16 protein-coding genes and 1 tRNA gene are annotated in these 12,292 nt (G+C 73.9%); 9 read left to right on the top strand and 8 right to left on the bottom strand.

Annotated features, from left to right (window positions below):
- Positions 1-3: 3 nt before the first annotated feature.
- The 4 genes from GH723_RS16410 to GH723_RS16395 all read right to left on the bottom strand — a co-directional run bounded on the left by GH723_RS16410 (position 4) and on the right by GH723_RS16395 (position 1,506).
- Complete coding sequence (locus GH723_RS16410) at positions 4-255, bottom strand: MazG nucleotide pyrophosphohydrolase domain-containing protein (RefSeq protein WP_153760658.1); 252 nt, start codon at positions 253-255, stop codon at positions 4-6.
- A gap of 37 nt (positions 256-292) precedes the next feature.
- Complete coding sequence (locus tag GH723_RS16405; RefSeq protein WP_229022889.1) at positions 293-793, bottom strand: hypothetical protein; 501 nt, start codon at positions 791-793, stop codon at positions 293-295.
- Positions 794-931: 138 nt separating this feature from the next.
- Positions 932-1,008 (bottom strand) — tRNA-Pro (locus GH723_RS16400).
- 96 nt (positions 1,009-1,104) lie between these two features.
- Entirely contained in the window at positions 1,105-1,506 is a 402-nt protein-coding gene (locus tag GH723_RS16395) for a response regulator (RefSeq protein WP_195210379.1), read from the bottom strand.
- A gap of 120 nt (positions 1,507-1,626) precedes the next feature.
- On the opposite strand from GH723_RS16395, the gene GH723_RS18555 reads away from it, so the two are divergent.
- Positions 1,627-1,980: an STAS domain-containing protein gene (locus tag GH723_RS18555; protein ID WP_195210378.1), complete on the top strand. Its 354-nt coding sequence runs from the start codon at positions 1,627-1,629 to the stop codon at positions 1,978-1,980.
- A gap of 16 nt (positions 1,981-1,996) precedes the next feature.
- Here the strand turns inward: GH723_RS18555 and GH723_RS16385 are convergent, their stop codons facing one another.
- Positions 1,997-3,082, bottom strand: a complete 1,086-nt coding sequence (locus GH723_RS16385; protein WP_153760656.1) for an ArsA family ATPase — start codon at positions 3,080-3,082, stop codon at positions 1,997-1,999.
- Entirely contained in the window at positions 3,079-4,071 is a 993-nt protein-coding gene (locus tag GH723_RS16380; protein ID WP_153760655.1) for an ArsA family ATPase, read from the bottom strand. Before GH723_RS16380 ends, GH723_RS16385 begins: the two co-directional genes overlap by 4 nt.
- Before the next feature lie 27 nt (positions 4,072-4,098).
- Here GH723_RS16380 and GH723_RS16375 point away from each other — a divergent pair, with 27 nt between their 5' ends.
- From GH723_RS16375 to GH723_RS16355, 5 genes are all read left to right on the top strand, one after another.
- Positions 4,099-5,403 carry an NfeD family protein gene (locus GH723_RS16375; protein ID WP_153760654.1) on the top strand — a complete coding sequence of 435 codons (1,305 nt, stop codon included), beginning with the start codon at positions 4,099-4,101 and terminating at the stop codon, positions 5,401-5,403.
- Positions 5,404-5,504: 101 nt separating this feature from the next.
- On the top strand, positions 5,505-5,768 hold the full coding sequence (locus tag GH723_RS16370) for a WhiB family transcriptional regulator (protein ID WP_153760653.1): 264 nt from the start codon (positions 5,505-5,507) through the stop codon (positions 5,766-5,768).
- An 85-nt stretch (positions 5,769-5,853) separates the two neighbouring features.
- Positions 5,854-6,363 carry an FxsA family protein gene (locus GH723_RS16365; RefSeq protein WP_153760652.1) on the top strand — a complete coding sequence of 170 codons (510 nt, stop codon included), beginning with the start codon at positions 5,854-5,856 and terminating at the stop codon, positions 6,361-6,363.
- Positions 6,360-7,190, top strand: coding sequence for an NUDIX hydrolase (locus tag GH723_RS16360; protein WP_153760651.1), 831 nt, complete (start codon positions 6,360-6,362; stop codon positions 7,188-7,190). Before GH723_RS16365 ends, GH723_RS16360 begins: the two co-directional genes overlap by 4 nt.
- Positions 7,187-7,810 (top strand): MBL fold metallo-hydrolase, encoded by a 624-nt coding sequence (locus GH723_RS16355; RefSeq protein ID WP_153760650.1) that lies wholly within the window; start codon positions 7,187-7,189, stop codon positions 7,808-7,810. Before GH723_RS16360 ends, GH723_RS16355 begins: the two co-directional genes overlap by 4 nt.
- 9 nt (positions 7,811-7,819) lie before the next feature.
- On the opposite strand, the gene GH723_RS16350 is transcribed toward GH723_RS16355, so the two are convergent.
- Positions 7,820-8,140, bottom strand: coding sequence for a DMT family transporter (locus GH723_RS16350; RefSeq protein WP_153760649.1), 321 nt, complete (start codon positions 8,138-8,140; stop codon positions 7,820-7,822).
- A 97-nt stretch (positions 8,141-8,237) separates the two neighbouring features.
- Positions 8,238-9,455 (bottom strand): Mrp/NBP35 family ATP-binding protein, encoded by a 1,218-nt coding sequence (locus tag GH723_RS16345; RefSeq protein WP_229022887.1) that lies wholly within the window; start codon positions 9,453-9,455, stop codon positions 8,238-8,240.
- Between the two features lie 42 nt (positions 9,456-9,497).
- Between GH723_RS16345 and GH723_RS16340 the strand changes: the two genes are divergently transcribed.
- From GH723_RS16340 to GH723_RS16330, 3 genes are all read left to right on the top strand, one after another.
- Entirely contained in the window at positions 9,498-10,262 is a 765-nt protein-coding gene (locus tag GH723_RS16340; protein ID WP_195210377.1) for a helix-turn-helix transcriptional regulator, read from the top strand.
- A 73-nt stretch (positions 10,263-10,335) separates the two neighbouring features.
- Positions 10,336-10,656, top strand: coding sequence for an iron-sulfur cluster insertion protein ErpA (gene erpA, locus GH723_RS16335; RefSeq protein WP_153760648.1), 321 nt, complete (start codon positions 10,336-10,338; stop codon positions 10,654-10,656).
- A gap of 74 nt (positions 10,657-10,730) precedes the next feature.
- The gene (locus tag GH723_RS16330; protein ID WP_153760647.1) at positions 10,731-12,290 is read left to right on the top strand and encodes a 2Fe-2S iron-sulfur cluster-binding protein; all 1,560 of its coding nucleotides are present in this window, start codon (positions 10,731-10,733) and stop codon (positions 12,288-12,290) included.
- Positions 12,291-12,292: the final 2 nt, after the last annotated feature.

The raw sequence follows: 12,292 nt of genomic DNA, 5'->3' as shown, positions 1-12,292 counted from the left end.
CCGCTACGGCGGGGTGTCGACGTAGCGCTGCGCGGCGTCCTCGAGGGACAGGCCCAGCTGGTTCGCGAGCGATGCCAGCCAGGCCAGCACGTCCCCGAGCTCGTGGAGCTGCTGCTCCGCCGTCCCCTTGCGCACCGCCTGGGCCAGCTCGCCGACCTCCTCGGCCAGCCACGCAACCGTCGACGGCATGCCGCGCTCGCGGTCGGCGGCGCCGTAGAGCTGGTCCATCAGGGCCTGGAACTCGGCGATCTCCATCCGCCGGACGCTAGGCGCCCGATCCGTCCGTCCCGGCCTACTCGGTCTCGATGCGGGGATCGTGCGCTCTCGGCGGCCGTCGTTCGTGGCCCCGTCGACCTGGCGTGATGCGGCCGTCCTTGAGCTCGGACTCGAAGATGTGCCGCCGCCCGCCCATCAGCTCGGTCCGCACGCGGCTCTCGGCCTCGGTGACCGGCTCGTAGTAGCAGAGGTCGAACTCCTCGACGATCTGGAACGTCCATCGGCCGTCGATGGCGTTGCGACCGACGACCTCGTCCTCGAGGAACTGCGAGAGCTCGTCGTGGCCGGCGTCGCGCAGCCCCTCGGCGGCCTCGCCGACGAGCTTGTCGACGCGCCCCATCAGCTGGTGGAACGAGTAGAGGTGGCCCCGGGCCCGGATGAGGTACTCGTGGGCCTCGCTCAGCGTCCCCGTCGCCTCGACGGTGGCGTCGTCGACCCCGTCCGGCCGGTCGTGGCTCGGGCTGAGCGGCGGGTCGTCGCGGTCCATGGGATCGGGCAGGCGGTCGTCGGCGGCCATCGGGGCTCCCGGTCTCGGCGGCGTGGCCGAGCGCAGCTACCCGCGCCGCCGGCCCGGAAACGGCGGAACCACGCCCGGACGCGCAGCGGACCGGCCCCGAAGGTGCCGGTCCGTCACCGATGTCCGCCGACATCACGTTGGTCGGGTAGGCGGGATTTGAACCCACGACCTCCTCGTCCCGAACGAGGCGCGCTGCCAAGCTGCGCTACTACCCGGTGCGTCGGGATCTCCCCGACGGACTGGCAAGGCTACCCGACGATCACCCCTGTCGGCCAAGGCGGATGCGTCGCGACGCCCGCCCGGCGGACGGGTCAGCCGACCGGCTCGGGGTGCTCGTCCCAGGGTTCGCCGGCGAGGATCGCCCGGGCGGCCCGCCGGACGCGGAACGTGTCGAGCGGCTTCACCATCCAGCCGTCGGCTCCCGACGTCGTGGCGAGCCAGCGGTCGTCCGCCCGGTCGAGGAGCAGCAGCACCTTGACGGGATCGAGGCGGCCGGCGGCCTCCTCGTGCCGGATGGCGTGGCACGTCGCGATGCCGCCCATGTTGCCGATCTGGAGGTCGAGGATGACGAGGTCGGGGCCGATCTGGGCGATGGCGCCGGTGACGTCGGAGCCCCGGCGCACCCGGGACACCGTGGTGTCGGGGTCGCTCAGCGCGGCGTCGATGTCGTCGCGGATCCAGTCGGCGTCGGTGGCGAGCAAGACGTGAGGCACGGCCGCCACGCTACCCGCCGCCCGCGCGCCGCCTCCATCCGGGCAGGTCGTCGGGGGCTCCTTGCGTGCCCGCCGACGATCGACAAGGCTCGATCAGCCACGACCAGGGAGACGACACGAGTGCTCGAGATCCAGATCGAGGAGACCGCGGACCACACCGTCTGCCGTCCCGTCGGAGAGCTGGATGCCTACACCGTGGGCCAGTTCCGCGAAGCCCTCGGCGACCTCGCCTCGGCCGGCCGGCTGCTGATCGACCTGTCCGAGGTGCCGTTCATGGACTCCGCGGGGCTCGGTGCCCTCATCGGGGGCATCCGGCGTGCCCGCGAGGCGGGGGGCGAGGTCGCGGTGGCGTGCAGCCGCCCCACCCTCACCCGCCTGCTGCACACGACCGGGTTCGACCGCATCGTGCCGGTCACCGAGACGCTCGACGAGGCGGTCGCCGCCCTGGCCGCGTCGGGCGACGCCTCCGCCTAGGTACCGCCCCGGCGGCTCAGCCGACGACGAGGTCAGCCACCGCGACGAGCCCGTCGAGGTCGTGCACGTCGGTGCCGAGCATCGGCACCAGCACGAGCGGTGCCTCGCGGAGCGTGGGGGCGAGCGTGGCCAGGCGACTGCGTTCCACGTCGGCCGTCTCGCACTGGTCGACGAGCACCTCCGCGAGCCGCGCGAGGTCGGTGCCCGGATGGTCGCGGGTCAGCTCGCGGTAGCGGTCGACCGATCCCTCGACCGGACGGGGCTGGACGCGGTTGACGACGAGGGCGGCGACGTCGATGCCGCGGCCGCCCAGCTGATCGGCGAACCAACCGGCCTCGTCGAGCGACTCGCGGCGCGAGGACGTCACGAGGACGAAGGCCGTGGTCTCGTCCCGGAACAGGTCGGCGACCTCGGCGGCGCGCTGGCGGAAGCCGTCCTCGAGGCCCTCGAAGGCGCGGAAGAAGCCGATGGCGTCCTCGACGACGGCCGCGCCGACGACCCGCGAGACCGTCCGGACGAACGCGGAGGTCGCCACGCCGACGGCGCGGCCGACGCGGCTGGTCGGCGCCATCAGCAGCCGGTACAGCCGGTGGTCGAGGAAGCGGGTGAGCGTGTGGGGGGCCTCGATGAAGTCGAAGGCGTTGCGCGTCGGCGGGGTGTCGACGACGACGAGGTCGAACCGGGGGTCGACGTGGAGGGCGTGCAGCTTCTCGGCCGCCATGTACTCCTGCGTGCCCGACAGCGAGTCGGCGATGTTGCGGTAGAAGCGGTTGGCGAGGATCTCCTCGGCCTGGTCGGGGTCGGCGTGGCGAGCGACGAGGTCGTCGAAGGTGGCGCGGGTGTCGAGCATGGCGGCCCAGAGCTCGCCCGACCACGGCCCGTCGATCCGCTGCGGCTCGTTGCCGAGGCCGTCGCCACCGATGCCGAGCGCGTCGGCCAGCCGCCGTGCCGGGTCGATGGTGACGACGACGACCCGTCGGCCCTCCCGTGCGGCGGCCACGCCGATCGCCGCCGAGGTCGTCGTCTTCCCCACGCCCCCGGAGCCGGCGGAGATGAGCACCGAGGCCCCGGCGAGGACGTCGGCGAACGTCGTGCCGCTCACTGCCCGCGCTCCCCGGCGGTCACCTCGGTGTCGGCGAGCGCGGCGACCCCGTCCACGAGAGCGCGCGCCAACCGGTCGATCTCGCCGCGGCCGAGCTCGACCGCCGACGCGGCAGGCAGGTGGATCTGCGGGAGCGGCAGCGCACGTCCGAGGTGCGCGAGCTGGGCGCGCTGCAGCTCGGCGCGCTCGTGCCGGAACGACGCGGCAGCGTCGAGCGCGTCGGCCTCCTCCTCGGTGAGCTCGACACCGGCCGCAGCGGCCGCAGCGCGGGCATCGGTCGGGAGCGACGGCGGCTCGGGTGCGACGCCGTTGACGATGATCGGACCGAGGGCGATCCCGACCTCGTCCTCGAGGCGGTAGGCGGTCTCGATGAGCTCGTTGATCGGGGTCTCCTCGGGGATCGTCACGAGGAGGACCCGTGTGCGGGCGGGGTCGGTCAGCATCTCCAGGACGTCGCTGGCCTGGGCACGGATCGGTCCGGCGCTCACGGCGTCGAGCAACCCCCGCGCCGAGCGGAGGAAGGTCACGGCGTGGCCCGCCGCCGGCGTGTCGAGCACGACGAGGCGCTCGGACTCCGCCCGCTCGATCTGCTTCACCTTCCCGAGCAGCAGGATGTCCTCGATGCCCGGCGCGGCGGTGGCCACGACGTCGAGCGCCCCGCTGCGCACCAGACGCCGGGACACGCGGTCGAGCCCGTGGTCGGCGAGGTACTCGAGCAGCGCGTCGTCGGCGGTGAGCGCACGGGCGTCCACGGCAGCGGCGCCGGGCGGGTCCCCGCGGGGCCACATCTCGCTCGGCTCGTACGACAGCTCGGGTCGTTCGAAGGCCGTGGCGAGCCCGCTCTTGCCCTCCACCTCGACGACGAGGCTGGGTCGCCCGACGCGAGCCGCGGCTCGCGCCAGCGCAGCGCTGACGGTCGTTTTGCCGACGCCGCCCTTCCCGGCAACGATGGCGAGCCGAGATGCTGCGAAGAACCGGGCAGGATCCACTACTCCCCTTCGCGTGACGGAGACCTCGTGCGCAGACTAACCAGCGGCGTCCTGCTCGCCCTGCTGGCCCTCGGCCTGCTCGCCGGGCCGGCGGTGGGCCAGGACGACGCCGACCCTCCCAGCTCCAGCGGCTCCGACGACCCGGGCTTCATCTCGGTCATCGAGGTCAGCGGTCTCATCGACCCCGTCGTCGCCGAGTTCATCCGCACCTCGATCGACGAGGCCGAGCAGGACGAGGCGCGCTACCTCGTCATCAACCTGAACTCCCCGGGTGCCGTGATCGACGACGACGAGCTGGCCGATCTGGCCCGCCGGATCCACGACGCCGACGTGCCCGTGGCGGTGTGGATCGGCCCGTCCGGCTCGCAGGCGCTCGGTGGCGCGGCGCAGCTGGCGTCGGTGGCCGACCCGATCGGCATCTCCGTCGGCTCCCGCATCGGCGACACCGGCGAGTCGGTGCTCCCCGACGAGCTCGGACCCCTCTTCGGCGAGCACGAGCGGCTGCTCGACGGCACCACCATCGGCGCCGAGCGGGCGGAGGAGCTCGGCATCGCCACCGGCCCGGCGCCGACGCTCGGCGAGCTGGCGCTGCTGCTCCCCGGCTTCGAGACCCAGCAGGTCGTCCAGGACGGCGAGCCCGCGCTCGAGCCCCGCACCGGCGTGCGCTTCAGCGAGCTCGACCTCACGGGACAGCTGTTCCACACGGTCGCCAGCCCGCCCGTGGCGTACCTCCTGCTCGCGATCGGGCTCGCCCTCATCGTCTTCGAGCTGTTCACCGCCGGCATCGGCATCGCCGGCATCGTGGGCGCCGGCTCGCTCGTCCTCGCCTGCTACGGGCTGTGGGTGCTCCCGGTGCGTCCGTGGGCCGTCGCGCTGGTGATCCTCTCGTTCCTCGCCTTCTCGGTCGACGTCCAGACGGGCATCCCACGGGTGTGGACCGGCATCGGGTTCGTGATGTTCGCGGTGGGCACGCTGTGGTTCTACGACGGGCTCTCGCTCTCGTGGGTCACGCTGGGCGCAGCGTTCGTCGGCATCGTCCTGACCTACATCTCGGGCATGCCGGCGATGGTGCGGACGCGGTTCTCCACCCCGACGATCGGTCGTGAGTGGATGGTCGGCGAGCCGGGGCTGGCACGGGGGCCGGTCGACCCCGACGGCGTCGTGGTCGTGCGCGGCGCGCCGTGGCGAGCCCGGACGAACCGGGCCACGCCGATCGCCGACGGCGAGCGCGTCCGCGTGGTCTCGCTCGAAGGCCTGCTCCTCGAGGTCGAGCCCGAGGAGGGCGCGGCGCGGGACCACCGCGACCGGTCCCACACGGTGCCCGACGCCTGAACCGATCGCCGCGAGAGGCTCCTGCCGGCCTCGCGAAAGTGACCCTTGTCTCAGCCGACATCCGGGCATAGGGTCGCCTGCCACGGAAGGGGGTTCTGAGCGTGAGCGCACAGAGGACCGAGGAATCGTGGCAGGTGAGGGCAGCGTGCAGGGGGCCGCAGGCAGCCGTGTTCTTCCCGCCACCGCAGTTCGAACGCAAGGACGAGAAGCTGGAGCGCGAGTCGCGGGCGAAGGTCATCTGCGCCGGCTGCTCGGTGCGCCAGCCGTGCCTGGACTACGCGGTCGCGATCCGTGAGCCGCACGGCATCTGGGGCGGGCTGAACGAGAACGAGCGCCGCCAGCTGCTCGCCTCCGAGCTGAGCTGAACCCTCCGGACGGGGCCGACGGCCGACCCGGGCCGTCCTCTCGGGCCCGGCCGGCTGCGGATCCCCGCCGGTAGCCTGGATCACCATGCCGGTGCTCGCGCTGCTGTTCCTCGTCGTACCGCTCCTCGAGCTGTACGTCATCGTGCAGGTCGCGCAGGTCATCGGCGTGGTCGAGACGCTGGCGCTGCTCGTCGTGATGAGCGTGCTCGGCGCGTGGCTCGTGAAGCGCCAGGGCATCGCCATCTGGCGGCGCTTCAACAGCACGCTGCGCAACGGGCAGGTCCCCCACCGCGAGATCGTCGACGGTGCCTTGGTGCTGTTCGCCGGCGCCCTGCTGCTCACGCCGGGGTTCACCAGCGACGTCCTCGGCCTGCTGCTCCTGCTGCCGCCCACCCGGGCGATCGTCCGCAGCGCGCTGATCTCGCGGATCACCGCCGTGCGGGTGATCGACAGCGCGGCCTCGCGCTTCCCGTTCTCCGGGCGCGACCGCGCCGCCGACACCCGCGACGTCTGGGAGGCCGAGTCCTGGGAGACGCCGGCCGGCGACGGCGACCCCGACGACCCCACGGGGCGGGGCGGAGAGCTCGGACGATGACGGCCGCCGACCCGGCCGCCGTGCAGGTGCGCCCGGCCGCCACGGTGATGCTCGTGCGGGACGCCCCCTCCGGGCCCGAGGTGATGATGGTGCGGCGCCACCCGGCCAACGTCTTCGTCGGCGGTGCCCACGTCTTCCCCGGTGGTGCCGTCGACCCCGCCGATCGGATCGGCCCCGGTGGCCCCGTCGACCGCCTCCCCGACCTGGAGGCCTCGGTGCGGCTCGGCGTCGAGGGCGGCGGGCTCGCCTACTGGGTGGCCGCCATCCGGGAGTGCTTCGAGGAGGTCGGCGTCCTCCTCGCCTACGACGACGACGGCACGATGCTCCGCCTCGACGATCCCGTGCGCCGAGGGCGGTTCGCCGAGCACCGGGCGGCGCTCGACGCCGGACGCCGGACGCTGACCGAGATCTGCACGGCCGAGGGCCTCTCGCTCGCGGTCGACGCGCTCCACTACTTCTCGCACTGGGTCACCCCGGTCGGCCCTCCCCGGCGCTACGACACCCGCTTCTTCCTCGCCCGCGCTCCCGAGGGCCAGGACGCCCGCCACGACGACCGGGAGACGGTCGACGTCACGTGGCTCCGGCCCGCCGACGCCCTCGAGCTCGCCGCCGCAGGGCGGATCGACGTCATCCAGCCGACGGCGCGCACGCTCGAGGCGCTCGTCCGCTTCGACGACGTCGACGAGATGCTCGGCGCCGCCACGGCCACCGCCGCCGCACCCGACCTGGTCCACGAGGACGGTGGCGTGCGGATCCGCCTCCCCGGCGACCCCGACCTCGACCGCGGGCTCGACGCGCCCACCCCGACCCACGGAGACCTCGCATGACCGACGAAGAGATCGACGACGTCCCACCGCCGATCGTGCCGGGGGTGGCGCGAGCGCTCAGCCCGCTGGTGCGTCGCATCGCGCTCGACGTCGGTGGCGAGGCCGGGGCCAACACCTACCTCGTGGGCATCGACGAGATCGTCGTGATCGATCCCGGCCCCGACGTCGCCGACCACCGCGACGCCGTCGCCGGGTGCGGCGGCGACCGCGTGCGCTGGATCGTCTGCACCGGTGCGGTCGACTCGAGCGGAGCGGCGGCCCTGGCTGCGGCCACCGGCGCCGAGCTGATGGCGGTCGACGGCGTCGGCGCAGAGGGCGCGACGGCCACGCTCGCGCCCGGCGACACGATCCTCGGCACCGAGTTCCGCCTCACCGTCCTCGACGCGCCCGGCGTCGCCGCGCCGCGAGCCTGCTTCTTCCTCGAGGAGGAGCGGGTCGTCTTCGCCGGCGACTACCTGGAGGTCGACCCGGCACCGGAGGTCGTCGACGCCGACGCCTACGTCGCCATGGTGACCTCGCTGCGGCGCCGCCGCCTGCGGGGCATCGCGCCGGCGGCGGGCCACCTCATCGAGGACCCGCAGTCCCGCATCGACGAGATCGCCGCGGCCGCCGGCGGCTGACCGTCGCCGTCAGGCGCTGCTGGCCACCTTCAGCCCGACGATCGAGACGACGAGCAGCGCCAGGAAGCCGAGCTGCGCCGCCCCCGCCGGGTCGTCGTGGACGACGATGCCGACGAGGGTGGTGCCGGCGGCTCCGATCCCGACCCACACGGCGTAGGCCGTGCCGAGCGGGATCGTCTCGGTGGCCTTGGCGAGGCCGAACATGCTGGCCGCCAGGAGGGCGACGAAGCCGGCGGTGGGGCCGAGGCGCGTCAGCCCCTCGGTCTGGGGCAGCATCGCCGCCCAGCCGACCTCGAGCAGACCCGCGACGACGAGAACGAACCAGGACACGACATCCTCCTGAGCCCGTCTTTGCGCAGCCGGTACGGGACACCCTCGTCGGCCCCGGCCGCCGACCGGCCGAGCGGGGCCCAGGCTACCGGCGCTCCTAGAGGTCGAGGTCGTCGAGCGCCGAGACGGCGGCGTCGAGCATGCGGGCGCTGCAGCCGGCCATCTCGACCGGAGGGATCGCCTCCTCGACGACCTGGGCGGCCAGGTCGCGGAACGCGTCGGCGGCGGGGCCCTCACCGAGCGCGATCGGTCGCCCGTTGTCGCCACCGTCGGCGACGGACGGCTCGAGCGGGATCTGGCCGAGCAGCGGCACGCCGGCGTCACGGGCGAGCAGCTCGCCGCCGCCGGACCCGAACAGCGGGTAGCTCTCGCCGTGGTCGCAGACGAACGCGCTCATGTTCTCGATCACGCCGGCGACCCGCAGGTGGCTGCGCCGGGCCATCGAGGCGGCGCGGATGGCGACCTTCTGCGCTGTGAGCGCGGGCGTGGTGACCACCAGCATCTCGGCACGCGGCAGCATCCGGGCGAGGCCCATGGCGACGTCGCCGGTGCCCGGCGGCATGTCGATGAAGAGGTAGTCGAGGTCGCCCCAGGCGACGTCCTCGACGAAGTGCTGGACGGCGCGGTTGAGCATGAGCCCCCGCCACATGAGGGCGGTCTCCTCGGCGTCGACGAGGAACCCCATCGACACGACCTCGAGCTGCCCGTCGCCGACGGGCATGGTGATCGGCGCGATCTTCGGGCGCTCGCCCTCGGGGGTCGGCCCGTCGCCGGCGCCGCCGAGGCGTCCTTCGAGCCCGAGCATGCGGGGCACGGAGAAGCCCCAGATGTCGGCGTCGAGGACACCGACGCGGTAGCCCCTGGCGGCGACGGCCACGGCGAGGTTGACGGTGACCGACGACTTGCCGACCCCGCCCTTGCCGGAGGCGACGGCCACCACGCGGGTGGTGGCGGGGATGAGCGTGTCGGGGGCGTCGGCGCGGGCGTTCCAGCGGGCCCGGTCCATCGCGGTGGCCTTCTCCTCCGCGGTCATCTCCGTCCACTCGATGCGGACGTCGGTGACGCCGGGCATCGAGCCGACGCGGGTGCGGACGTCGCGCTGGAGCTGGGCCCGGAGGGGGCAGCCGGCGGTGGTGAGCGCCACGGTCACGCGCACCGTGCCGTCGGCGTCGACGGCGACGTCCTTGGCCATGCCGAGGTCGACGACGTCGGACCCGAGCTCCGGATCGACGACCCCGCGCAGGACGCCGACGACGTCCTCGTGGGTGGGTGGCGCCACCGTCGGCGGCGCATCGGATCCGGTGGTGGGAGGCACGAGGCCGATTTTACCGGAGAGCGCCGTGTAAACTCGTCGTCCGTGTCGGAGGATCCTGTCAGCGTCGACGGTCCGACCGTCGATGGCGGCCTGCCGCCCACCGCTCCTCGGAGCGGCGACCGCTCGCCGCGCCTCGCGATCCTGAAGGCCCTCGGCGACAACACCCGGTACGCGATCTACCTCGAGCTCGCCCGGTCGCCCGCGCCGCGCTCCACGGCGCAGATCGCGGAGTCGCTCGACCTCCACGTCAACACCGTCCGACCGCACCTGGAGCGCATGCGCGAGGTCGGCCTGCTCGACGTGCGCAGCGAGTCCCGACGCGGGGTGGGGCGACCCCAGCACCTGTATTCGCTCGCCGCCGACGCGCCGTCGCTCGGGCTCGAACCGTCGCCGTACCCCACGATCGCCCGCATGCTCCTCCGGCTCGCCGCCGAGGCCGGCCTCGAGCCCGACACCATCGCCGCCGCCGGACGCGACCAGGGGGAGCTCGACGCTCGACCGTGGCCCGCCGGCGCACCACCGGTCGAGGCCCTGATGACCGAGCTCGACGCGCTCGGCTTCGACCCCGAGGTGGCGATCGAGGCCGGCGTCGACGACGACGACGGCGTCGCCACCATCGCGTTCGCCCACTGCCCCTTCGCCGAGCTGGCCGAGTCCAACCCGTCGGTCGTCTGCGCCCTGCACCGTGGGATGGTCGAGGGCTTCCTCGCCGGGATCGACGGCCCCTGCCCCGTCAGCTTCCACACGCTCGTCGATCGCGAGCCCTGCCTCGTCGAGATCCCCGTCGCCGTCGGTCCCCCGGCGTGAGCCGACGGGTGCGCCGGATGCCGTTCCACCGATACCATCACCACAGCCCCGTTCTCCCAGGAGGATCAGTCCGTTGATCACCCTCACCGATTCCGCCGCCGACAAGGTCAAGCAGCTCATCGACGCCGAAGGCGACGCGGCCCTCGCGCTGCGCGTCGCCGTCCGCCCCGGCGGGTGCTCGGGCTTCAGCTACGAGATGTTCTTCGACACCGACGTGGCCGAGGACGACCTCGCCGTCGACTTCGGCGGTGTCCGCGTGGTCTCCGACCCGTCCAGCGCCCAGCTCCTGAACGGCGCCACCCTCGACTACAAGGACGGCCTCCAGGACGCCGGGTTCGCCATCAACAACCCGAACGCGTCGCGCACCTGCGGCTGCGGCCAGTCCTTCAGCTGACCGACTGATCTGTCCAGCGCCGACGGCCGGGCCTCGTGCCCGGCCGTTTCCGCGCCCGGCCTAGGGTCGGGCGCATGATCCAGTTCGAGGTCGACGGCCGCCAGGTGGAGGTCCCCGACGACGGGGCGTCGCTGCTCGAGGTGCTGCGCGACCGGCTGGGGATCCACAGCCCGAAGGACGGGTGCTCGCCGCAGGGCCAGTGCGGCTGCTGCACCGTCCTCGTCGACGGCCAGCCACGCGTCGCCTGCGTGACTCCCGCACGGCGCGTGACGGGCCGGACCATCACCACGCTCGACGGGATGGACGCCGAGCGGAGGGAGCGGTGGGGCGAGGCGTTCTGCGCCACCGGCGGGAGCCAGTGCGGCTTCTGCACGCCGGGGATCATCGTCCGCCTCGATGGGTTGCACCGGGCGAAGCCCGACGCCGGCGTCCCGGAGGTCGAGCGGGCGCTCCAGGCGCACCTGTGCCGCTGCACCGGGTGGCGCACGATCCTCGACGCATGGGACGTCGCCACCGGGCGCCCCTCGGTCGCCGCCGACGTCCTGCGCCACGAGCGCGACCTCGACGACGCGGCCCGCCGTGCGGAGATCGAGGGCCACGGGCCCCAGCGGGTGGCGCCCGACGTGGCAGTGGGCGCGGGGGGTTTCGCCGCCGACACGGCACCCGCCGGCGCCCTCGTCGCGGTCCCACGTCCGGAGGGTGGCTGGGCGGTGGGCGAGACGCTGAGCGAGGCGCGAGCCGCCTCCGGGAAGGTGCAGGGGCGGCGCACCACGGTCACGCCCGAGCCGCCGCTCGAGCTGCCGCCGGGGGAGTGGGCCGTCACCCTGCGCACGTCGTGGGTCGAGCCCGCCTACCTGGAGACCGACGCGTCGTGGTGCGAGCCGGGCGGCGAGCCCGCGTCGCCGCTGGCGAACGGCGGGGCGTTCGGCGGCAAGGTCGACTCCCTCGTGCGAGCGGCCGCCCGCCAGCTGGCCGACGAGCACGGGCGTCCCGTCGTCGTCCACCTCTCCCGGGAGGACGCCGTTCGGTTGGGGCCCAAGCGCCCGCCGATCGCCGCCGGCGTGCGGGCCGACGGGTCCGGCGTCGTGCGCGTGGTGCGCACGCCGGGCATCGCGGAGCGGATCCGCGCCGTGCTGCCCGACGTCGAGGTCGAGGAGGTGGATGTGGCCGGCCCCGCGACGTCCGTCGACCTCCGCGCGGCGGGGTGGGCCGAGGCGTGGGCGCTGCGGGCGGCCCTGGCCGACGGGCCGGTGGAGGTGACGACACCGGACGGCGCCGTGGCATCGGCCGAGGTGGTCGACGGTCGGCTGGCCGTGCGGGTCCGCTGCGGCCAGGTGCTCGACGACGTCGTCCTCCGGTCCTACTGCGTCGGCGCCGCCCACATGGCGCTCAGCTGGGTCACCTCGGAGGGGCTGGTCGTCGATGGCGAGGGCACGATCCACGACCTGACGATCCGGTCGTTCGGCGTGCTGCGCGCCGTCGACACGCCCCCGATCGAGGTCGAGATCGAGGCATCCGACGGGCCGGCGGTGAACGGGTCCGACGCGGTGTTCGCCGCCGTCGCCGGCGCGGTGTGGTGCGCCCAGGGTCGTCCCGAGGTGTGGCCCACGGGCCAGACTGTCCGGCAGCCGTGACC

Source organism: Actinomarinicola tropica, assembly GCF_009650215.1.
Taxonomy (GTDB): Bacteria; Actinomycetota; Acidimicrobiia; order Acidimicrobiales; family SKKL01; genus Actinomarinicola; species Actinomarinicola tropica.
Note: the sequence above shows the minus strand (reverse complement) of the source record. Positions and strands in the feature narration are given on the sequence as shown.

Bases quoted from the DNA above. Each gene is read 5' to 3' on its own strand.
- GH723_RS16410 (WP_153760658.1), bottom strand. From the start codon at position 255: ATGGAGATCGCCGAGTTCCAGGCCCTGATGGACCAGCTCTACGGCGCC.
- GH723_RS16405 (WP_229022889.1), bottom strand. From the start codon at position 793: ATGGCCGCCGACGACCGCCTGCCCGATCCCATGGACCGCGACGACCCG.
- GH723_RS16365 (WP_153760652.1), top strand. From the start codon at position 5,854: ATGCCGGTGCTCGCGCTGCTGTTCCTCGTCGTACCGCTCCTCGAGCTG.
- GH723_RS16360 (WP_153760651.1), top strand. From the start codon at position 6,360: ATGACGGCCGCCGACCCGGCCGCCGTGCAGGTGCGCCCGGCCGCCACG.
- GH723_RS16355 (WP_153760650.1), top strand. From the start codon at position 7,187: ATGACCGACGAAGAGATCGACGACGTCCCACCGCCGATCGTGCCGGGG.
- GH723_RS16330 (WP_153760647.1), top strand. From the start codon at position 10,731: ATGATCCAGTTCGAGGTCGACGGCCGCCAGGTGGAGGTCCCCGACGAC.